At 68.4% G+C, this 19,554-nt stretch carries 20 protein-coding genes; 11 read left to right on the top strand and 9 right to left on the bottom strand.

The genetic code is table 11. From position 1 onward, the window contains the following. Position 1: 1 nt before the first annotated feature. Positions 2-793, top strand: coding sequence for a citryl-CoA lyase (locus tag G578_RS0111630; RefSeq protein ID WP_028794386.1), 792 nt, complete (start codon positions 2-4; stop codon positions 791-793). Between the two features lie 117 nt (positions 794-910). On the opposite strand, the gene G578_RS0111625 is transcribed toward G578_RS0111630, so the two are convergent. Beyond that, complete coding sequence (locus tag G578_RS0111625; protein WP_028794385.1) at positions 911-1,234, bottom strand: hypothetical protein; 324 nt, start codon at positions 1,232-1,234, stop codon at positions 911-913. Between the two features lie 145 nt (positions 1,235-1,379). Then, on the bottom strand, positions 1,380-2,030 hold the full coding sequence (mobA, locus tag G578_RS0111620) for a molybdenum cofactor guanylyltransferase MobA (protein ID WP_051244649.1): 651 nt from the start codon (positions 2,028-2,030) through the stop codon (positions 1,380-1,382). Positions 2,031-2,111: 81 nt separating this feature from the next. Here mobA and moaA point away from each other — a divergent pair, with 81 nt between their 5' ends. Further along, a complete protein-coding gene (gene moaA, locus G578_RS0111615) occupies positions 2,112-3,158 on the top strand; it encodes a GTP 3',8-cyclase MoaA (protein WP_051244648.1) in 1,047 nt (348 codons plus the stop codon). 261 nt (positions 3,159-3,419) lie between these two features. On the opposite strand, the gene G578_RS0111610 is transcribed toward moaA, so the two are convergent. Next, entirely contained in the window at positions 3,420-3,908 is a 489-nt protein-coding gene (locus G578_RS0111610) for a hypothetical protein (protein ID WP_038014039.1), read from the bottom strand. A 174-nt stretch (positions 3,909-4,082) separates the two neighbouring features. Between G578_RS0111610 and G578_RS0111605 the strand changes: the two genes are divergently transcribed. The 3 genes from G578_RS0111605 (at position 4,083) to G578_RS0111595 (ending at position 7,409) form a co-directional block, all read left to right on the top strand. Further along, positions 4,083-4,841 carry an NAD kinase gene (locus G578_RS0111605; RefSeq protein WP_038014037.1) on the top strand — a complete coding sequence of 253 codons (759 nt, stop codon included), beginning with the start codon at positions 4,083-4,085 and terminating at the stop codon, positions 4,839-4,841. Continuing rightward, positions 4,838-6,001: an NAD(P)/FAD-dependent oxidoreductase gene (locus G578_RS0111600; RefSeq protein WP_028794380.1), complete on the top strand. Its 1,164-nt coding sequence runs from the start codon at positions 4,838-4,840 to the stop codon at positions 5,999-6,001. Before G578_RS0111605 ends, G578_RS0111600 begins: the two co-directional genes overlap by 4 nt. A gap of 91 nt (positions 6,002-6,092) precedes the next feature. Beyond that, a complete protein-coding gene (locus G578_RS0111595; protein ID WP_028794379.1) occupies positions 6,093-7,409 on the top strand; it encodes a lipopolysaccharide biosynthesis protein in 1,317 nt (438 codons plus the stop codon). A gap of 34 nt (positions 7,410-7,443) precedes the next feature. On the opposite strand, the gene G578_RS0111590 is transcribed toward G578_RS0111595, so the two are convergent. Next, positions 7,444-7,830 carry an MAPEG family protein gene (locus G578_RS0111590; protein ID WP_038014035.1) on the bottom strand — a complete coding sequence of 129 codons (387 nt, stop codon included), beginning with the start codon at positions 7,828-7,830 and terminating at the stop codon, positions 7,444-7,446. A gap of 170 nt (positions 7,831-8,000) precedes the next feature. On the opposite strand from G578_RS0111590, the gene G578_RS0111585 reads away from it, so the two are divergent. From G578_RS0111585 to G578_RS28410, 4 genes are read left to right on the top strand one after another with little or no spacing between them, the layout of a single operon-like run. Further along, the gene (locus G578_RS0111585) at positions 8,001-9,257 is read left to right on the top strand and encodes a sarcosine oxidase subunit beta family protein (RefSeq protein ID WP_028794377.1); all 1,257 of its coding nucleotides are present in this window, start codon (positions 8,001-8,003) and stop codon (positions 9,255-9,257) included. A gap of 13 nt (positions 9,258-9,270) precedes the next feature. After that, positions 9,271-9,549 (top strand): sarcosine oxidase subunit delta, encoded by a 279-nt coding sequence (locus G578_RS0111580; protein WP_028794376.1) that lies wholly within the window; start codon positions 9,271-9,273, stop codon positions 9,547-9,549. Continuing rightward, positions 9,546-12,575 carry a sarcosine oxidase subunit alpha family protein gene (locus G578_RS0111575; protein ID WP_051244646.1) on the top strand — a complete coding sequence of 1,010 codons (3,030 nt, stop codon included), beginning with the start codon at positions 9,546-9,548 and terminating at the stop codon, positions 12,573-12,575. Before G578_RS0111580 ends, G578_RS0111575 begins: the two co-directional genes overlap by 4 nt. Next, positions 12,568-13,137, top strand: coding sequence for a sarcosine oxidase subunit gamma (locus G578_RS28410; RefSeq protein WP_051244644.1), 570 nt, complete (start codon positions 12,568-12,570; stop codon positions 13,135-13,137). Before G578_RS0111575 ends, G578_RS28410 begins: the two co-directional genes overlap by 8 nt. Positions 13,138-13,217: 80 nt before the next feature. Here G578_RS28410 and G578_RS0111565 read toward each other — a convergent pair whose 3' ends face one another. From G578_RS0111565 to G578_RS0111545, 5 genes are all read right to left on the bottom strand, one after another. Continuing rightward, a complete protein-coding gene (locus G578_RS0111565) occupies positions 13,218-14,051 on the bottom strand; it encodes a CheR family methyltransferase (protein ID WP_028794374.1) in 834 nt (277 codons plus the stop codon). A gap of 29 nt (positions 14,052-14,080) precedes the next feature. Beyond that, positions 14,081-14,458 carry a response regulator gene (locus G578_RS0111560; RefSeq protein WP_028794373.1) on the bottom strand — a complete coding sequence of 126 codons (378 nt, stop codon included), beginning with the start codon at positions 14,456-14,458 and terminating at the stop codon, positions 14,081-14,083. Between the two features lie 44 nt (positions 14,459-14,502). Continuing rightward, positions 14,503-14,973: a chemotaxis protein CheW gene (locus G578_RS0111555; protein WP_028794372.1), complete on the bottom strand. Its 471-nt coding sequence runs from the start codon at positions 14,971-14,973 to the stop codon at positions 14,503-14,505. 102 nt (positions 14,974-15,075) lie between these two features. Next, positions 15,076-16,119 carry a hypothetical protein gene (locus G578_RS0111550; protein WP_028794371.1) on the bottom strand — a complete coding sequence of 348 codons (1,044 nt, stop codon included), beginning with the start codon at positions 16,117-16,119 and terminating at the stop codon, positions 15,076-15,078. A 74-nt stretch (positions 16,120-16,193) separates the two neighbouring features. Further along, on the bottom strand, positions 16,194-17,303 hold the full coding sequence (locus G578_RS0111545) for a 5-methyltetrahydropteroyltriglutamate--homocysteine S-methyltransferase (protein WP_028794370.1): 1,110 nt from the start codon (positions 17,301-17,303) through the stop codon (positions 16,194-16,196). Positions 17,304-17,602: 299 nt separating this feature from the next. On the opposite strand from G578_RS0111545, the gene G578_RS0111540 reads away from it, so the two are divergent. Continuing rightward, complete coding sequence (locus tag G578_RS0111540) at positions 17,603-18,367, top strand: GntR family transcriptional regulator (protein ID WP_028794369.1); 765 nt, start codon at positions 17,603-17,605, stop codon at positions 18,365-18,367. A 114-nt stretch (positions 18,368-18,481) separates the two neighbouring features. Then, complete coding sequence (locus G578_RS0111535) at positions 18,482-19,510, top strand: TRAP transporter substrate-binding protein (protein WP_028794368.1); 1,029 nt, start codon at positions 18,482-18,484, stop codon at positions 19,508-19,510. Positions 19,511-19,554: the final 44 nt, after the last annotated feature.

Below are 19,554 nucleotides of genomic sequence, written 5' to 3'. Positions count from 1 at the left end.
CATGAGCGCCCCAAAGGCCACAAAACGGGCCGCGCCGACGACCAGCATCGCCACCCATACCAACGACGATATCTATATCCGCGACAAGAGCCTGTGCAGCGAGTTGATCGGCAAGCTGAGCTTCACCGAGATGATCGTCTTCCAGATGCTGGGCCGCATGCCCTCGGCGGCGGAGACGGCGATGATCGATGCCTGCCTGGTCACCCTGATGGAGCACGGCCTGACCCCCAGCGCACTGGCCACGCGGCTGATCTATTCCAGCGCGCCGGAGGCCATGCAGGCGGGCGTGGCGGCGGGGCTGATGGGTGTCGGCAGCGTCTTCGTCGGCACCATGGAGGGCAATGCCCAGCTGCTGCTGGAGATCGTGGAGGATCCGGCCGGGATCGAGGCGGCGGCGACGCGCGTCGCCCAGGAACACCGGGCCGCCCGCAAGCCCCTGCCCGGCTTCGGCCACCACCTGCACAAGCCCGACGACCCGCGGCCGATCCGGCTGTTCCAACTCGCCGAGGAGCATGGCCAGTCCGGTACCTACATCGCCGCCCTGAAGGCGCTGAGCGCGGCGATCGACGCGGTCTACGGCAAGCACATCACGATCAACGCCACCGGGGCGATCGCGGCGGTGCTGATGGATTGCGGCGTGCCGGCGGAGATCCTGCGGGGCTTCGCCCTGATCACCCGCTGCGCCGGCCTGGTCGGCCATGTGCGCGAGGAACAGGAGAAGCCGTCCATGCGCACGATCTGGGAGACCTCGGAGGCGGCGATCCCCTATGACGGGACGGTTCCTGGGGCCTGAGGGCGCGCCCCAACTCACCGTCATCCTGACGCAGGTCAGGATGACGGGGAAGGGGTGACGGGTGTGGAGTAACGGTTGGGGCGTCACGAATGGGGCGGGGGCGGACGGAACCGCGGGCTACTCGACGCGGCAGCCGATCCGCTCGATCGCGTCGAAGACGACGATGGTCTGGCCCACGTTCATGGTGACCCAGCAGTCGTCCCACTGCTTGCGGGTCTTCGCCTCGACCTGCACGGCGTTGATGCCGTCCTCGTTAACGAAGGTGATCTCGTCGCTGTCGCCGGCGGAGACCTTCAGGTAGTCCTTGGACCAGAACTTGATGCGCAGATTGGCTTCGGTGGAGCTTTCGTTGCGCACATAGATGGTCGAGGTCGGCGGCCCTGGGGGCTGCTCGTCCTCACCGCAGGCGACCAGCCCGAGACAGGCCGTCAGTACGATCATTGGTTTGCGTATCATGGCCTGAACCGTGCGGCATTCCGCGCCGGAGGGCAAGCTGTTACCGACGGCGGCCAACAGACAACAAGATAGAGAAGAGTGACGCACACCGACGCGATCACGACGTGGACCCGTCAGCGCACGGTCCGCTCTAGCCGACCGGCATCCCGTGCGCGACCTCGAACAGGTCGGCCGGCGAATTGACGTTGAGGAACGGGTCGTGCGGCTCCACCGGCCAGGCGGCGATTGCCCGGCGCCGACCGGTCGCGAAGGCATCGACCTTGCGCAGCCCGTCCGCCTCCAGTGCCGCCCGCAGCGGCCCGATCAGGGTGACCGGCCACAGCCCGACCACCGGATGCACCCGACCGCCCGAGGCGGCGCAGGCGATCTCCGCCGCCTCGCCCGCCAACGCGGTCAGCAGCCGGTCCACCAGGTCGCGCGGCAGGTACGGCGTGTCGACCGGCGCCGTGGCGATCCACGACCACCCGGTCGCCTCCGCATGCTCCAGCCCGGCGAGGATCCCGGCCAGCGGTCCCGGGTGGTCGGCCACCGTGTCGGCCACCACCGGCAGCCGGTAGGTCGCGAACCGGGCCGGGTCGCCGTTGGCGTTCAACACCAGCCCGCCGACCTGGCCTTCCAGCCGGTCGATCACCCGCTGCAGCAGGGTGCGGCCGCCGAGATCGGCGAGGCCCTTGTCGCCGCCGCCCATGCGTCGGGCGAGGCCGCCGGCCAGAATCACGCCCAGCACCGCCTCATGGGTCCGGGGAAAATCGACAGTTCGCGTTTGCGTTGTGGGTGCCATGGTCAAAATCTGGGGTGTCCCCTTGGTCCATTCAACGTGCCCCCCTTTCGATCCCGTTATTCTGGTCGTATATATCGGGACATGATGACCGAAACCGCCACCTCTTCGATCCGCTCGACCGACGCCCCCGCGCCGCTGATCGATCCGTTCCAGCGGGCGATCTCCTATCTGCGGGTCTCGGTGACCGACCGCTGCGACTTCCGCTGCGTCTACTGCATGGCGGAGAACATGACGTTCCTGCCGAAGAAGGACGTGCTGTCGCTGGAGGAGCTTGACCGGCTGTGCGGCGCCTTCGTCGATCTCGGCGTGAAGAAGCTGCGGCTGACCGGCGGCGAGCCGCTGGTCCGGCGCGACATCATGTGGCTGATCCGCCGCCTCGGGGCCCGCCTGGACGGCGGCGGCCTGGAGGAGCTGACGATCACCACCAATGCCAGCCAGCTCTCCCGCTTCGCCGACGACCTGGCGGCCTGCGGCGTGAAGCGGCTGAACGTGTCGATCGACACGCTGGATCCGGACAAGTTCCGCGCCATCACCCGCTGGGGCGACATCGGCAAGGTCATGGCCGGGCTCGACGCCGCCGACAAGGCCGGCATCGCCATCAAGATCAACGCCGTGGCGCTGAAGGGCGTGAACGACGACGAACTCGGCGACATGCTGCAATGGTGCGGCGACCGGGGTTACGACATGACCGTGATCGAGGTCATGCCGATGGGCGATATCGGCGGCGAGGACCGGCTCGACCAGTACCTGCCGCTGTCAGCGGTGCGCGCGCGGCTGGCCCAGCGCTTCACCCTGACCGACATCCCGTACAAGACCGGCGGGCCGGCGCGCTACGTGTCGGTGGCGGAGACCGGCGGCCGGCTCGGCTTCATCACGCCGCTGACCCATAATTTCTGCGAGAGCTGCAACCGGGTGCGGCTGACCTGCACCGGCACGCTGTACATGTGCCTCGGCCAGGACGACGCCGCCGACCTGCGCGAACCGCTGCGGGCGAGCGAGAGCGACGGCGCACTGCACGACGCGATCCGCGAGGCGATCACCCGCAAGCCGAAGGGCCACGACTTCATCATCGACCGCCGCCACCGCGGCCCGGCCGTGGCGCGGCACATGAGTGTGACGGGGGGCTAGCCCCACGCGTCCGTCTTCCATTTTCCGTCTTCCCGTGCTTGCCCCGGGATCCAGAAAAGGAGCAGCCGGAACCGTCGGAACAAACGCCCGGACGCTCCAGCGCGATGATGGCTGGACCCCGGGTCAAGCCCGGGGAAACGGCCGAGCCCTGGGGAACGTACTAAGCCCGGGGAAACGCGATAGACCCACAGAGCGTTGGGGGAGCGCGCCAGGCCGGGGAGCGCGCCAAACCCGGGAAGCGTGCCGGGGAAGAAGAACGCGCTATTTGATCTCGAACCGGTGCGCGTAGCTGCGCCCGTCGCTCACCGTCAGTTCCTCGAAGCCCAGCAGCGCCAGCAGGTCCAGGAACGTGTACTGGCCGTCCGGATCCAGATCCCGGAACACCGGGGTCGCCCGCGCCGTCGCCGTCAGCAGGGCGAGCACCGCCCGGGCGCGGTAGAGCGTCGCCATCCGGCCGTCCTCCAGCCCGATGAGAATCGCCTTCTCCGCGTCCCGCCCCTTGGCGAAGAACGCCATCTGCGGGGCATAGGCGTTCTCCTGCGCGCCGGCCGCCATGCCGGTGACGAAGCCGAGCCGCCGCGACCGGTCGGAATCGCGCAACTTCTGGATTCGCGCCTTGTAGACCTCGGAGGAGGTGATCTTCGGGTAGTAGTAACCCTCGTGCCGGTCGTCCGCCCAGGCGCCGCTGGCACCGGCGACGGACTGGGATAGGGCGGCCGCAATCAGGAACGCGAAAAGGGCGATGCGCATTATGGTCTCCAAAACAGCGTGGTCTCCAGAACAGCGGCCGCCCCGCCGGGAGGACCTGGACATGATGGGCAGCGCGCGGATTGAGGGATGCGCGCTCTCCTCGGTTTCGCCTATGGTGCCGCCGAACCGCAGGGCGGGCGACGGAGAAAAGCTGTGACAGCCGGAACAGAGAGTATGGCCCTCGCCTTCGTGGCCGCCAATACGGACGAGGCGAGAGAGGCCCAGAAGATACTGTGCGAGCGCTACGGCAGCGTGGCGCCGACCCGGGCCGACGTGATCGTGGCCCTGGGCGGCGACGGCTACATGCTGGAGACCCTGCGCGCCGCCATCGGCGCCGGCAAGCCGATCTACGGCATGAACCGGGGCACCGTCGGGTTCCTGATGAACGAGTTCCGCGAGGAGGGCCTCATCGAGCGGCTGCACAAGGCCCAGCCGGTCACCCTGCACCCGCTGCGGATGCACGCCATCTGCCGCGACGGCACCAGGGTCGAGGGGCTGGCGATCAACGAGGTGTCGCTGTTCCGCGCCTCGGCCCAGGCGGCGAAGATCCGCATCTCCGTCGACGGCCGCGAGCGGCTGGCCGAGCTGGTCTGCGACGGCGTGCTGGTGGCGACCCCGGCCGGCTCCACCGCCTACAACCTGTCGGCCCATGGTCCGATCATTCCGCTGGGCGCCAACGTGCTGGCCCTGACGCCGATCAGCGCCTTCCGGCCCCGGCGCTGGCGCGGTGCCCTGCTGCCGCGCGGCGCCGTCATCCATTTCGAGACGATCCGGCCGGAGAAGCGGCCGATCAACGCGGTCGCCGACGTCATGGAGGTGCATGACGTCATCGAGGTCGAGGTCCGCGAGGACCGCGATGTCGAACTGACCGTGCTCTACGACCCGGAACACAATCTTGAGGAACGCGTGCTGATGGAGCAGTTCGCCCCATGACCACCGACTCGCATACCGCCAACCCGAACATGGCCGATATCCTGATCGTAGGCGGCGGCATGGCCGGCGCCTCGGCCGGGTATTTCATGGCCGACGACGCCAGGGTGATCCTGCTGGAGCGCGAGAGCCAGCCCGGCTACCACACCACCGGACGCTCGGCGGCGCTGTTCTTCGAGAATTACGGCAACGCGACGATCCGCAAGCTGAACAAGGCGACCCGGCCGTTCCTGGAAAGCCCGCCGGACGGCTTCGCCGAGGCGCCGCTGATGACCCCGCGCGGCGCCGTCGCCGTCGCCACCGAGGAGCTGCTGGACACCCTGGCCCACGAGCTGGCGCAGTCGCCGAGCATGGAGCGGGTGGACGGCAAAACGCTGTTCGAGGTCGCCCCGTATCTCGACCCGGACCGCATCGTCGCCGGCGCCTATGAGGCCGGGGCCATGGACATGGACGTGCACGCCATCCTGCAGGGCTTCCTGCGCGGAATGCGGGCCAAGGGCGGCCGGGTGGTCACCGATGCCGAGGTCATGGGCCTGACCCGGACCGACGGCGTGTGGCATGTGGAGACCCGGGCCGGCACCTTCAGCGCCCCGATCGTCGTCAACGCCGCCGGGGCGTGGTGCGACGTGGTCGGCGAGATGGCGGGGGCCGCCCCGGTCGGCCTGATCCCCAAGCGCCGCACCGCCTTCACCTTCGACGTCACCCTGCGCGACGGCAGCACCGCCGATCCCTCGCGCTGGGCGATGACCGATCTGTGCGACGAAACCTGGTACGTGCGCCCGGAGGGCGGGCGGATGATGGGCAGCCCGGCCGACGAGATCCCCTCGCCGCCGACCGACGCCCAGCCGGAGATCGAGGACGTGGCCATGGCCATCGACAAGATCCAGACCGACACCCTGTTCGTGATCAACCGGCCGCATTCGACCTGGGCCGGGCTGCGCAGCTTCGTCGCCGACAAGTCGCCGGTGGTGGGCTTCGCGCCGGCCGCCGAGGGGTTCCTGTGGCTGGCGGGCCAGGGCGGCTACGGCATCCAGACCAGCGCCGCCATGGGCCGCTTCAGCGCGGCATTGGCGCTCGGCCGGGGCGTGCCGGAGGACATGGTGGCGCTCGGCCTGACCCGGGACGAGCTGGCGCCTGACCGGCCGGGGCTGAACACGGCCTGATTGATCCCCCGACGGGCGGAACAACCAAGATCCTCGCCATCCGACACACGGCGCCGTAGAATCTCCGCTCGAGCCACCGGCGGGATGCGCCATGCGGATGGAAGGCTCCCTCGCCTATTTCACCAGGGCGCTGCCGCCAGTCATGGCGGTCGCGGCGGTCGGCTACGGGCTGAACGCGCTGATCTTCATCGCCATGGCCCGGTGGCTGGAGCCGGCGAACTTCGGCAACCTGAAGGTTGCGGCCTCCGCCATGCTCATCGTCTCGCTGGCGGTCGGGCTCGGCGGCTCGCGCGCGGCCGGACGCTTCCTGCCGGAACGGCTGGCCGGCTCGCCCCGGGCGGCGACCTATCTCCACTTCTTCGGCCGCACCATCGTTATCCTGTCCCTGTTGGCCGCGGCCGGGATCTGGAGCCTGACCCTAGCCTATTACGACACGCTGCCCGACGACATTCACGGCCACCACCCGGTCTGCTTCGTGGTCCTGCTGGTGCCGGTCTGGGCCGGACTCGACCTGCTGTCCCAGACCTTCATGGCCACCCGCCGCCCGGTGCTGGCCGCCCTTCCCGCGCGCTTCGTCTTCCCGGTGCTCGGCCTGACCATGATCTACGCCGCCCACCTGTCGGACTGGTACCTGTCCGACGTGATGTTCGTCATCCTGCTGTCCGGCGCCGGACTGACCACCCTGGCCGTGTTCGCCGCCTACCTTGCGGTCCTCGAACGCGCGCCGCTCGAGACGCCGCCGGACACCGAACCCGGCGCGGCCACCGGGCCCCGCGCCTGGCTGCTCCTGTCGCTGCCGATGATGGGGACCGGCCTTGTCGTCGCCCTGGTCGCCGAGGCGCCGCTCTTTGCCCTGGTCTTCGCCGAGGACAAGGCGGATGTCGGACTGTATGCCGCCGCCATCACCCTGTGCCAGGCCTTCCTGATCATCGTGACCTGCCAGCGCCAGATCTACGGCCCGGCCCTGGCCGACGCGTTGGCCCAGGGGCGGCGCAGCGCGACCCGACTGCAGGCCCACGCCCAGCGTCAGGCGCTGATGATGGCGGCTCCCCTTCTGGCGATCCTGATCCTGGCGGACGGCCCGCTGCTGGACCTGTTCGGCGACGGCTTCGACCGGGCCCGCGAGGCGGTGTGGATCGTCGCCGCCGCCCTGGCGCTCCAGGCCGTCACCGCGCTGTGCCCGCGCTGGCTCGATTACGGCGGTCATGCGCGGCTGGTTCTCGCCACGGAACTGGTCGCGGCGGCGGTGATGGTCGCAGCCTCGCTCGCCGCGGCGCAGCAGTTCGGCCTGCTCGGCGCGGCCTCGGTGTTCGCCGCGGTGGTGGTGGGCCGCTCCGTCTTCCTGGCGGTGATGGCCTACCGGAAGCTCGGCGTTCCGATGGTCGCGCTGGTCCCGGAGCGGATTTAGATCGCCCTCGGCGGCTCGAACGCAGGGAGCCTCGTCACATCACCCCGAACGCCCGCAGCAGGGCGGCGACGGACGCCACGCCCAGGGCCGTCAGCGTCAACGCCATGCCGGCGGCCCTCCCGGCCAGGACCTCGTCTTCCCGGCTGATGTTCAAACCGTGGATTACCCGCCCGACCAGCAGACAGGCGCCGACAAGATGCAGGATCCAGACCGAGACGCTCTGCAGCTCCAGCAGGGTCATCAGCACCAGCACCAACGGCACGAACTCGGCGAAGTTGCCGTGGGCGCGGATGCGGCGTTCGAGCACGACGTCGCCACCGTCCCCGAGGGCGGCCTTGACCGCCCCCCGGCGCCTGACCACCCGCACGGTGAGCCCCAGGAAGACAAGTCCGAGAAGTCCCGCATAGGCGGCCGTGATCATCGATCGAGCTCCGGTCAGGGATGTGTTCCGGATCCTACGACCCGCCACCGCCGCCGGATCAAGCACCGTCTGGGCCGCCGTAGCGGTTCCACGGCAAATTTCGTCCGATCGCGGCTTCGCAGCGCCCCCCGACCTGGTGCAGACTGCCCGGCGACGGGAGGGAACAGGCGATGGCGGAATATTCGGTTTTCTCGCTGATCCGCGAGGGGCTCAGCGGCCACAAGGGCTGGATCCGCGCCTGGCGCGATCCGGAGCCGAAGAAATCCTATGACGTCATCATCATCGGCGGCGGCGGCCATGGCCTTGCGACCGCCTATTACCTGGCGCGCAACCACGGCATCACCAATGTTGCGGTGGTGGAAAAAGGCTGGATCGGCGGCGGCAATGTCGGCCGCAACACAACCATCGTGCGCTCCAACTACATGCTCGACGGCAATGCCCATTTCTACGAGCACTCCCTCAAGCTCTGGGAGGGCCTGTCGCGGGACCTGAACTACAACGTCATGTTCAGCCAGCGCGGCGTCCTCAACCTCGGCCACAGCGACGGGCAGATGGACGCCTTCGCCCGACGCGGCAACCTGATGCGGCTGAACGGCATCGACGCCGAGCTGCTGGACCGCGAGGGCGTGCGGAAACTCTATCCGCATCTGGACTACTCCAAGGACGCCCGCTGGCCGATCTATGGCGGGCTGCTGCAGGCGCGCGGCGGCACCGCCCGGCACGATGCGGTCGCCTGGGGCTTCGCCCGCGGGGCCGACCGACGCGGCGTCGACATCCTGCAGAACTGCGAGGTCACCGGCTTCGAGCGCGACGGCGACCGGATCACCGGCGTGAAGACCAGCCGCGGCACCATCGGCTGCGGCCGGGTCGGCATGGCCGTGGCCGGCAACACCTCGCGGGTCGCCGCCATGCTCGGCCTGAAGCTGCCGATCGAGAGCCACGTGCTCCAGGCCTTCGTGTCGGAGCCGCTGAAGCCGCTGATCGACGGGGTCGTCACCTACGGCGCCGGGCATTTCTACATCAGCCAGTCGGACAAGGGCGGGCTGGTGCTGGGCGGCGATATCGATTTCCACAATTCCTACGCCCAGCGCGGCAACCTACCGGTGGTCGAGAACGTCATGGCCAACGGGCTGGCGATGATGCCGTACCTGTCGCGGGTGCGGATCCTGCGGAGCTGGGGCGGGATCATGGACATGTCGATGGACGGCAGCCCGATCATCTCCAAGACGCCGGTCGACAACCTCTATCTCAATGCCGGCTGGTGCTATGGCGGGTTCAAGGCGACCCCGGGCTCGGGCTACGCCTTCGCCCATACCATCGCCCATGACGCGCCGCACGAGACCAACCAGGAAATGGGACTGGAGCGGTTCGAGACCGGACACCTGCTGGACGAGGGCGGCAAGGGGCCGACCCCGAAGCTGCATTGAGGGACATGCGACCATGATCCGGATCACCTGCCCCCATTGCGGCCCGCGCGACCAGGACGAGTTCTCCTATGCCGGGGATGCGACCAGGACCCGGCCGGCCGATCCCGCCACCGCGTCGGTGGCCGACTGGCACGCGTATGTCTATCTGCGCGACAACCCGGCCGGGCCGCATCTGGAGTTCTGGCACCACATCCACGGCTGCCGGCGCTACGTGAAGGTGCTGCGCGACGTGACCAGCCATCGGGTACTCGCCTGCGGCTGGCCGGATGCGGATCTGGAGGCGGCACAATGATCTTCGGCCGCATCAAGGACGTGAACGCCTGCCGCCTGCCCACCGGCGGGGAGATCGACCGCCGCCGCGCCCTGTCCTTCAGCTTCGACGGCAGGAGCTACACGGGCTATGCCGGCGACACGCTCGCCTCCGCCCTGCTGGCCAACGGGGTGACCCTGGTCGGGCGCAGCTTCAAATACCACCGGCCGCGCGGCATCTTCAGCGCCGGGCCGGAAGAGCCGAACGCCCTGGTCGAGCTGCGCCGGGACGGACGGCAGGAGCCGAACACGCGGGCCACCATGGCCGAGCTGTTCCACGGACTGGAGGCGACCAGCCAGAACCGCTGGCCGTCGCTTGCCCTCGACGCCATGGAGCTGAACGACCTGGCCGGCCGCTTCCTGGTCGCCGGCTTCTACTACAAGACCTTCATGGGCTTCCCCGGCTGGCATTTCTACGAGAAGCGCATCCGCGCCGCCGCCGGGATGGGCAAGGCGACCACCGAACTCGATCCCGATACCTACGAGCGCCAGTCGGCCCATTGCGACGTGCTGGTGGTCGGCGGCGGGCCGAGCGGGCTGGCCGCAGCACTCACCGCCGGGCGCAGCGGGGCGCGGGTGATCCTTGTGGAAGAGACTGACGGGCTCGGCGGCCGCCTGCGCTCGGAGCGCGAGACCCTCGGCGGCGTGCCCGCCATGCGCTGGGTGGCCCAGGCGCGGGCCGAGCTGGAGAACCTGCCCGAGGCCCGCATCCTCACCCGCACCACCGCCTTCGGGTACTACGACGACAACATGATCGGCGCGGTGGAACGGGTGGCCGACCACCTGCCCGTCCCCCCGCCCCACGTCCCGCGCCAGCGCCTGTGGCACATCCGGGCGGGGCGCGTGGTGCTGGCCACCGGGGCCATCGAGCGGCACATCGCCTTCCCGCATAACGACCGGCCGGGCGTGATGCTGGCCGGGGCGGTGCGCACCTACCTGCACCGCTTCGCCGTGCGGCCGGGCCGCCGGGCGGTGGTGGTGGCGAACAACGACGACGGCTACCGCACCGCGCTGGACCTGCGCGCCGCCGGGGTCGAGGTCATAAAGGTGGCCGATACCCGGCCCGCCGGCCCCAGCGCCTGGCGCGAGCGCTGCGCCGCCGCCGGGATCGAGGTGATGGACCATGCCGCCGTCACCCGGGTGCATGGAAGGCTCGCGGTGATCGGCTGCGACATCGCCCCGCTGGACGGCAGCGCCCGACCGGTGTTCGAGCCCTGCGACCTGCTCGCGGTTTCCGGCGGGTGGAGCCCTGCGGTGCATCTGCACACCCACGCGCTCGGCAAGATCGACTGGGACGACGGCCTCGCCGCCTTCGTGCCGGGAGCCGCCCGGCAGGCCCATGTCTCGGTGGGTGCGGCGCGCGGGGCGTACAGCCTGTCGGCCTGCCTGGCGGAAGGGTTCAAGGCCGGCGCCGAGATGGCGCAGGCCATGGGCTTCGCCACGGGCGCCGTGCCCGACACACCGGCGACCGACGAGCCCGACCAACGCCCGATCCAGGCGTTCTGGGCCGTCGGCAGCGGCAAGAAGCGGTTCGTCGACCTGCAGGACGACGTCACCGCCGACGACATCGCCCTGGCTCACCGCGAAGGCTTCGTGTCGGTGGAGCACCTGAAGCGCTACACCACCCTGGGCATGGGGACGGATCAGGGCAAGACGTCCAACATCATCGGCCACGCCCTGATGGCCGAGGCGCGGGGCGAGCCGATCCCGCAGGTCGGCACCACCCGCTTCCGCCCGCCCTACACACCCGTCGCCCTGGGCGCCTTCGCCGGCGGCGACCGGGGGCGCCATCACACGCCGGAGCGGCGTTCGGCCCTGCACGACTGGCACGCCGCCAACGGGGCGACCTTCGTGGAGGCGGGGCACTGGCTGCGGCCGCAATACTACCTCGCCCCGGAGGAGCCGGCCGGCAAGCAGAGCATGGACGCCGCCATCACCCGCGAGGTGCAGGCGGTGCGCACCGCCGTCGGGCTTGTGGACGTCTCCACCCTGGGCAAGATCGACATCCAGGGCCCGGATGCCGGCGAGCTGCTGAACCGGCTCTATGCCAACGGCTTCAAGACGCTGGCGGTCGGCAAGGCGCGCTACGGGCTGATGCTGCGCGAGGACGGGATCGTCTACGACGACGGCACCACCTCGCGGCTGGGCGAGCAACACTATCTGATGACCACCACCACCGCCCATGCCGGCGATGTGATGGCGCTGATCGAATGGTACCTGCAGGTGGTCTGGCCGGAGCTGGACGTGCACGCCTGCTCGGTCACCGAGCAGTGGGCGGCGATGGCGCTGGCCGGGCCGAAGGCGCGCGACGTGCTCGCGGCAGTGGTGGAGGACGGCACCGACGTGTCCGACGCCGCCCTGCCCTTCATGGGCGTCATCGAGGCGTGGATCGCCGGTGTGCCGGTGCGGATCTTCCGGATCAGCTTCTCCGGCGAGCTGAGCTACGAGATCAACGCGCCGGCCGATTGGGGCACGCGGGTCTGGGAGGCGCTGGCCGCCGCCGGCCAGCCGCACGGCCTGCGTCCCTACGGCACCGAGGCGATGGCGATTCTGCGGATCGAGAAGGGCCACGTCACCCATGCCGAGCTGGACGGCCGGGTCACCCTGGACGATGCCGGCATGGGTCGGATGGCCAGCAGCAAGAAGTGGTTCGTCGGCAGCGGCATGCTCGACAAGCCGGCCTTCACCGCCCCGGCGCGGCCCAAGCTGGTCGGGCTGGTGCCGGTGGACGGCAAGACGCGCATACCGGCCGGCGCGATCCTGGTGGCCGACCCCGAGGTGCCGGTGCCTCCGGGACAGCTCGGCCCGGAGAAGCTGGGGCATGTCTCGTCCAGCGCCTATCTGTCGCCCACGGTGGGCCACCCGATCGCCTTGGGTTTCGTGTCCGGCGGGTCGGCGCGCAGGGGCGAGACGGTCTGGGCGGTGTTCCCCCTGAGAAAGCAGGAAATCGAGGTCCGGATCGCCGATCCGGTCTTCGTCGATCCCGAGGGAGGACGGCTGCGTGGCTGATGTTTCGACCCTGCCGCCGCGGCTGTCGCCGGTCGCCGGCCTGTTCGCGCAGACCGTCAGCGATGCGTCGGCCGGCGTGACGATCGCCGCCCGGGTGATGGACCAGGTGCAGATCGACTGCCGACCGGAGCGGACCGCCGACGTCGCCTTGCCCCTGCCGGCGCCCGGACGGGCGGTGTCGGTGGACGGGCTGCGGCTGCTCAACCTGGCGCCGGGGCGTTGGATGGCGCTGTCCGCCGGACCGGACGACCTGATGGCGCTGCTGCGGGAGCGGTGCGGCGGCGCGGCCCTGGTCGACCAGAGCCACGGGCGGACCACCCTGCGCCTGTCCGGACCGCGGGCGCGCGACGTGCTGGCAGGCGGGACCGGGATCGACCTGCATCCGCGCGCCTTCGCCGAGGACCGGGTGGCGTCGACGGCGCTGTTCCATGTGCCGGTGACGCTCGACCGGCGGCTGGGCACGGCGACATTCGACCTGCATATGGCGCGGGGCTATGCGCACAGCCTGGCCGAACGGCTGATCGCCGCCGGGCGGCAATACGGCGTGGCGGTGGGGGCTTAGTTCAAAAACAAGCCGTCATCCCGGACGGCCGCGGACTTGATCCGGGGGCGGGCCGGGATGACGGAAAATGAGGGGGAGGATCAGGCCGCGCGGGCGGCGGCCTTGGCGGTCGGCACGTAGATGCCGCGCAGACCCGGGGCGGCGGCGAACTTGTCGGACACGCCCAGCACCGTCTCGGCACCGCCGAGGAACAGGTGGCCGTCCGCCGGCATGACGCCGGCGATGCGGGCCAGGATCTCCGCCTTGGTCGGATGATCGAAGTAGATCAGCACGTTGCGGCAGAACACCACGTCGAACTGACCGAGCGCGCGCGGGTTTTCCAGCAGGTTGAACTCGCGGAACGACACCTTGTTCTTGATGTCGGCCTTCAGGTGCCAGGCCTCGCCCTTCTGCTCGAAATACTTCACCAGCATGGTGATCGGCAGGCCGCGCTGGACCTCGAACTGGGAGTACTCGGCCTTGCGGGCACGCTCCAGGATGGTCTTGGAGATGTCGGTACCGACGATCTCCAGGCGCCACCCGGCGACCTTGGGACCCAATTCGTTGAACATCATGGCCAGCGAATACGGCTCCTGGCCGCTGGAACAGGCCGCGCACCAGATGCGGATCCGCTTGGAAGCGGCATTGCGCTCCATCAGCGCCGGCAGGACATTGTCGCGGAACTGGTCGAACGGCCGCTGGTCGCGGAAGAACAGGGTCTCGTTCGTCGTCATCGCGTCGAGCACGTCGCTGACCAGCGCGGCGGACGGCATCTGGCGGATCTTGGTCAGGACCTCGTTGGCATCCGCCATGCCGTGCTTGCGGGCGATCGGCGCCAGCCGGTTCTCCACCAGATAGGCCTTCTCCGTCGTGATGACGATTCCAGCCTTGGTTTTGAGAAATCCGATAAAATGCTCGAAATCAGCTTTGTTCATGGCGACCCCCTGGACGCTGGCGTTGCGGATCAGGCGGCGGAGCGGAGGCCCACGGTCGCGAACTTCGTGGCGAGGATGTCCTCGTCGAAGGGCTTCATGATGTATTCGTCGGCACCGGCCCACAAAGCGCGGCTGATCTTGGCCAGGTCGTTCTCGGTGGTGCAGAACACCACCTTGGGATCCTTGCCGTTCGGCATCTTGCGGAGGCTTTCCAGAAAGTCGATGCCCTGCATCTGCGGCATGTTCCAGTCGAGCAGGATCGCTTCCGGCATCGGGTGGGAGTTCACATAGTCGAGGGCGTCAGTGCCGTCGGCCGCCTCAGCGACCTCGTAACCGAACTTCTCCACGATGCGACGGGCGACTTTGCGGACGACCGAGGAATCATCGACGATCAGGCAGATAGGCATGACAAAACCTCCGGCAAACGGGATCGGGCGTCCCGGGCAGACAGTCAGAAAGTGAGAATCTCGGAGACGTCCAGCAGGACCAGCAGTTCGCCGTCGAGCTTGTGGATCCCGTTGGAGACCTCACGGAGCTTGGCGGACATCGTGGCCGGATGCGGGTCGATCGAGGCGTCGTGGATGTTCAGGACATCGCCGACCTCGTCGACCACCAGACTGTACAGGTCGCCCTTGTACTCCACGACCACGTTCATGTGGTGATCGCTCTCGGATTTCGGCATCGACAGCCGCGTGCGCAGATCGACGGCGGTCACGATGCGGCCGCGCAGGTTCAGCGACCCGCGGATCACCGGCAGCGACAACGGCACGCGGGTCACCGGCTGCGGGCCGATGATGTCCTCGACGTCGAGGACCGGTATGCCGAAGCTCTGCTTGCCGACCTTCACGGTGACGAACTGGACGACATCAGCCAGGGTCATGGCGTTCCCGGTGTCGCTGGCCTGCGGGGTGAGCGCATTCATGGTCGATCTCCTGTCCGGCGGAACTGTCCGCTTCGTTCTGATGGGACTCTACCGGCGAGACCCCAATGAAAGGTTAACAGCGAAGATTTTATCTTTGCAGGGTCAATGACCGGTCTCGCGCTTCTTGATGCGCGCAAGGCCCGGCAGCATCTCGCCTTTGATGAACTCGATGCGCTTCATCGGCGCGCCGCCGCGCGACGGGAACCGCTCGGCCCAGAGCTTCATCTTCACGGTCAGGCCGCACAGCACGGCGGCCAGCGACACGTGGTGGTCGCGCACGAAATCGCGGAAATTCTCGAAGGCATGCGGGTCGATGTCGTCCCACAGCTTCTGGGAACGCTGGTCGAACATGTCGAAGCGGCCGACCAGGCTGGTGGAGATGTCGGTCAGATCGGACGCGATCTCGGAGATCACCCGCTGGTTGGCCGGATCGGAGCGGACCTGGAAATTGTCCTTCAGGTCGTTCATCCAGTCGATCATGTCGGGGATCGCGCCGGTCACCTCGTCCAGCGCGTCGCGGAAATAGCTCAGGCTGAGGAACACGTCGCCGCACTCCTCCAGGAACTTCGGCACGTCTTCCAGCTCGATCTTCAGGGTGTCGGCCAGCTCCTTCAGCGCCCGCATCGCGTCCTCGCGATTCGGCTTGCGGACCAGGTCGATCAGCTCGCTGGCCTCCGACGCGTCCTGCTGCTGGCCGTAGATCTTCATGATCAGCGGCCGGGTGAAGGAGGCCATGTATTCCGACAGCTCGGCGCGCTTCTCGGGCGACAGGTTCAGCGCCTCGGTGCCGGTGAAGTCGACATTGATGCGGCGCAGCTCGATGCGCAGGGAGAACACGTCGAAGCTCTCCAGCTCGGCCAGACGCCGCAGGATCTCCACGTCCTCCTCCAGGGCCTTGGGGTCCTGGGTGAAGAACTGCGGGATCTCGTCGATGCGGATCTGGCCGCTGCCGATGCCGTCGCCGCGGAACAGCTCGAGCACGCTCTCCAGATGGGCGTTCTTGATCATCGTCGCCTTCTTCAGCCCGAGGGTCTGAAGCGGGACGTCGTGAAGCGGCAGGGCGTACAGCCGATCGACCGCGGCCTCAGAGGCGCCGAAGTCGTAGGTCTTGGGTGCGTTTGCGTCCATGTGCACAGGGTCGGCCATAAATTCCTCCAGGATCGGGAGGAACTCTAGGCCGACACTGTAAAGAACCGGTTAATACTATCGGGCCGCGGGGATCAGGCTTCGCCCCAGATATCCTTGGCGACCTCGACGATGAACCCGAGCTTCCGCCACTGCTCCTCCTCGGACAGGATGTTGCCCTCCTCGGTGGAGGCGAAGCCGCATTGCGGGCTGAGGCAGAACTGGTCGATCGGGGCGAATTTCGACGCCTCCTCGACCCGGGCATGGACGCCGTCGCGGTTCTCCAGTTCGCCGAACTTGGAGGTCACCAGACCGAGCACGACCTTCTTCTTGCCCTTGGGCAGGAAGCGCAGCGGCTCGAAGCCGCCGGCCCGCTCGGTGTCGTATTCCAGGAAGTAGCCGTCGTAGTCCAGTTCGCCCAGCAGCATCTCCGCCACCGGCTCGTATCCGCCTTCGGAGATCCAGCTCGAGCGGAAATTGCCGCGGCAGACATGGGTGGTGATCGCCATGTCGGCGGGCTTGGCCTTCAGGGCGTGGGCGATCATCCCGGCATAGGCCGATTTCAGGGCGTCGGGATCCTCGCCCCGGTCGCGCACCGCCTGACGCTCCTTCTCCGAGCACAGATAGGCCCAGACCGTGTCGTCGAACTGCAGGTAGCGGCAACCGGCGTCGTAGAAACTGCGCACCGCCTGGGCATAGGCCTCCGCGGTATCGGCGTAGAACGACTCGATATCCGGATAGACCTCCTTGGAGATCGCGTCCCGGCCGCCGCGGAAATGCAGCACCGACGGCGACGGGATCGTCATCTTCGGGGTGACCTTGGTCACGCTCTTCAGGAACTTGAAATGCTCCAGCATCGGATGGTCGGAGAAGCCGACCTTGCCGGTGACGCCGATGCTCTCCGACTTGGTCTGCACGCCGGAGAACTGGATCGCCTTCGCGCCCTGCACCAGCTCGACCCCGTCGAGTCCTGCCAGGAAATCGAAATGCCACCATGAGCGGCGGAACTCACCATCGGTGACCGCCTGCAGCCCGACCTGCTCCTGGCGGGCGACGACGTGGCGGATGCAGTCGTCCTCCACCGTCTTCAGTCCGGCCGCATCGAGCTTTCCGGCGGCGAAATCGGCCCGCGCGGTCTTCAGCTCGGCCGGGCGCAGGAGGCTGCCGACCTCGTCGGCACGGAAGGGCGGAGTCGGCGTCGTCATTGTGTTTCCTCCATGTCGTTCTTGTCGGTTTCGACAGAGCTGATTGCTTTGCCTTTCCCTTAAGTTGTATACAGCAAGTATACGATTGCAAGAGACGATCGGAAGGAAACAGGATGGCACGCCACCTCGAACCGGACCGGAAACCGGCCTTCGAACCGGGTCTCGCGGCCGATCTTGGCGCGGACCGGTCCGGCGACGTTCCCTCTTGTTCCCCGTTCTGCGCGCCGATCCGCCTGAAACGTCCGACCCGCACCACCCATTTTGTATACAAGACACGACCGGCGGGAGCGGCCTGAGCCATGGCGAGTCCGGCCCGGCGCGAGCGCGGCACCTCCCCCCGCCGGGAGCGCGGCACCTCCCAGAGCCTCAAGGCGCTGCTTGGCATCCGCGAGCTGGTGTTTTCCGGCGAGGTGGGCCCCGGTATCCGGCTGTCCGAGGTGACCCTGTCCGGGCGCCTCGGCATTTCCCGCACGCCGATCCGCGCCGCCCTGGCCCAGCTCGACCAGGAAGGTGTGGTCGAGGCCATCCCATCGGGTGGCTATACCGTGCGCAGCTTCACCCAGGTCGATGTCGCCGACGCGATCGAACTGCGCGGCGCGCTGGAAGGGGTGGCGGCCCGGATCGCCGCGGAACGCGGTGTCCCCGCCGCGCGGCTGCAGACCATGCACAGCCTGCTCGCCGAGCTCGACCAAGTGGTCGTCGACCCGGAACGGACCGACTTCGCGGTCTATATCGCGCGCAACGGGGAGTTCCACGACCTGCTGCACACGCTGTCGGGCAGCGAGACCATCCGTCGGGAGCTGGAGCGGGTGATGCGCCTGCCCTTCGCCGCCCCCAACGCCTTCATCACCGCCCAGGCGGAGATGCCGGAAATCCGCGTATCGCTTCTGGTCGCCCAGGCCCAGCATCGCGCCATCGTCAACGCGATCGAGATGCGCGAGGGCGCGCGCGCCGAGGCCATTGCCCGGGAACACGCCAGGCTCGCCCGGACCAATCTGGACGTGATGATCGAGGATACCAAACTGATCAACAAGGTTCCGGGACTGTCGCTGATCAGCGGGTGAGCGGGCGCATGCCCAGCATCATCGACAGTCCGGGGCGAATATGGTGACGTGACTGAAATCGGACGCGTTCCAGACAATACTCAAAAAAACGCAACCAGTGGGGAGGACCACGCAATGCTGAAGAAACTGCTGTCCGCCGGGCTTGTCGCCGCCGGCATGCTCGCGGTCGCCGCGCCGGCCGGCGCCCAGGACGTCACCCTGAAGCTGCACCAGCTTCTGCCGCTGAAGGCCGCCATTCCCGACAAGTTCATCAACCCGTGGATCGAGCGGGTGCAGACCCAGTCCGGCGGCCGCATCAAGGTCGAGCACTATCCCTCCATGCAGCTCGGCGGCAAGCCGCCGGAGCTCGCGCAGCAGGTGACCGACGGCGCGGTCGATATCATCTGGACGGTGATGGGCTACACCCCGGGCCGCTTCCCGCGCGCCGAGGCGTTCGAGCTGCCGTTCATGGTGGCGACCGCCGAGGAGACCTCGGTCGCGTTCCAGAAATACGCCGATAAGCACATGCAAAACGACTTCCCCGGCATGCAGGTGATCGCCGTGCACACCCACGGCCCGGGCCTGATCCACTCCAAGGCGCCGGTCAGCTCGCTTGAGGACCTCAAGGGCATGAAGCTGCGCGGCCCGACCCGGGTGATCACGGGCATGCTGGAGCAGCTCGGCGCGGTGGCGATCGGCATGCCGGTCCCGGCCGTGCCCGAGGCGGTGTCCAAGGGCGTGATCGACGGCGCGGTGATCCCGTGGGAGGTCACCCTGCCGCTGAAGATGGCCGAGCTGGTGGGCAACCACACCGGCTTCGAGGGCGACCGCGGTCTGTATACCGCCACGTTCCTGTTCGCCATGAACAAGGCGCGCTACGACGCCCTGCCCGACGATCTGAAGAAGGTGATCGACGACAATTCCGGCGTCGAGGCCGCCCGCCTGGCCGGCCGGGCCATGGACGAGGTCGACAAGATCGGCATGGCCAAGGCGCAGCAGGCCGGCAACACCATCATCACCCTGGACGCGGCCGAGACCGCGCGCTGGAAGGAAGCGGCCACGCCGGTGGTCGACGGCTGGATCGCCGAGATGGACGGCAAGGGCATGGACGGCGCCGGCATGGTGAAGGACGCCCGCGACCTGGTGGCCGCCGAGACCAAGTAACGGCCACACCGGCCGACCCGGACGAGGCAGGCGGTCCGGTCGCC

Origin of the sequence: Thalassobaculum salexigens DSM 19539 (assembly GCF_000423805.1) — a bacterium.
Taxonomy (GTDB): Bacteria; Pseudomonadota; Alphaproteobacteria; order Thalassobaculales; family Thalassobaculaceae; genus Thalassobaculum; species Thalassobaculum litoreum.
Note: the sequence above shows the minus strand (reverse complement) of the source record. Positions and strands in the feature narration are given on the sequence as shown.

Excerpts from the sequence above, each read along its gene's own strand:
- G578_RS0111630 (WP_028794386.1), top strand. The coding sequence starts at position 2 with ATGAGCGCCCCAAAGGCCACAAAACGGGCCGCGCCGACGACCAGCATC.
- G578_RS0111625 (WP_028794385.1), bottom strand. The coding sequence starts at position 1,234 with ATGATCGTACTGACGGCCTGTCTCGGGCTGGTCGCCTGCGGTGAGGAC.
- mobA (WP_051244649.1), bottom strand. The coding sequence starts at position 2,030 with ATGGCACCCACAACGCAAACGCGAACTGTCGATTTTCCCCGGACCCAT.
- moaA (WP_051244648.1), top strand. The coding sequence starts at position 2,112 with ATGATGACCGAAACCGCCACCTCTTCGATCCGCTCGACCGACGCCCCC.
- G578_RS0111610 (WP_038014039.1), bottom strand. The coding sequence starts at position 3,908 with ATGCGCATCGCCCTTTTCGCGTTCCTGATTGCGGCCGCCCTATCCCAG.
- G578_RS0111605 (WP_038014037.1), top strand. The coding sequence starts at position 4,083 with ATGGCCCTCGCCTTCGTGGCCGCCAATACGGACGAGGCGAGAGAGGCC.
- G578_RS0111600 (WP_028794380.1), top strand. The coding sequence starts at position 4,838 with ATGACCACCGACTCGCATACCGCCAACCCGAACATGGCCGATATCCTG.
- G578_RS0111595 (WP_028794379.1), top strand. The coding sequence starts at position 6,093 with ATGCGGATGGAAGGCTCCCTCGCCTATTTCACCAGGGCGCTGCCGCCA.
- G578_RS0111590 (WP_038014035.1), bottom strand. The coding sequence starts at position 7,830 with ATGATCACGGCCGCCTATGCGGGACTTCTCGGACTTGTCTTCCTGGGG.
- G578_RS0111585 (WP_028794377.1), top strand. The coding sequence starts at position 8,001 with ATGGCGGAATATTCGGTTTTCTCGCTGATCCGCGAGGGGCTCAGCGGC.
- G578_RS0111580 (WP_028794376.1), top strand. The coding sequence starts at position 9,271 with ATGATCCGGATCACCTGCCCCCATTGCGGCCCGCGCGACCAGGACGAG.
- G578_RS0111575 (WP_051244646.1), top strand. The coding sequence starts at position 9,546 with ATGATCTTCGGCCGCATCAAGGACGTGAACGCCTGCCGCCTGCCCACC.
- G578_RS0111565 (WP_028794374.1), bottom strand. The coding sequence starts at position 14,051 with ATGAACAAAGCTGATTTCGAGCATTTTATCGGATTTCTCAAAACCAAG.
- G578_RS0111560 (WP_028794373.1), bottom strand. The coding sequence starts at position 14,458 with ATGCCTATCTGCCTGATCGTCGATGATTCCTCGGTCGTCCGCAAAGTC.
- G578_RS0111555 (WP_028794372.1), bottom strand. The coding sequence starts at position 14,973 with ATGAATGCGCTCACCCCGCAGGCCAGCGACACCGGGAACGCCATGACC.
- G578_RS0111550 (WP_028794371.1), bottom strand. The coding sequence starts at position 16,119 with ATGGCCGACCCTGTGCACATGGACGCAAACGCACCCAAGACCTACGAC.
- G578_RS0111545 (WP_028794370.1), bottom strand. The coding sequence starts at position 17,303 with ATGACGACGCCGACTCCGCCCTTCCGTGCCGACGAGGTCGGCAGCCTC.
- G578_RS0111540 (WP_028794369.1), top strand. The coding sequence starts at position 17,603 with ATGGCGAGTCCGGCCCGGCGCGAGCGCGGCACCTCCCCCCGCCGGGAG.
- G578_RS0111535 (WP_028794368.1), top strand. The coding sequence starts at position 18,482 with ATGCTGAAGAAACTGCTGTCCGCCGGGCTTGTCGCCGCCGGCATGCTC.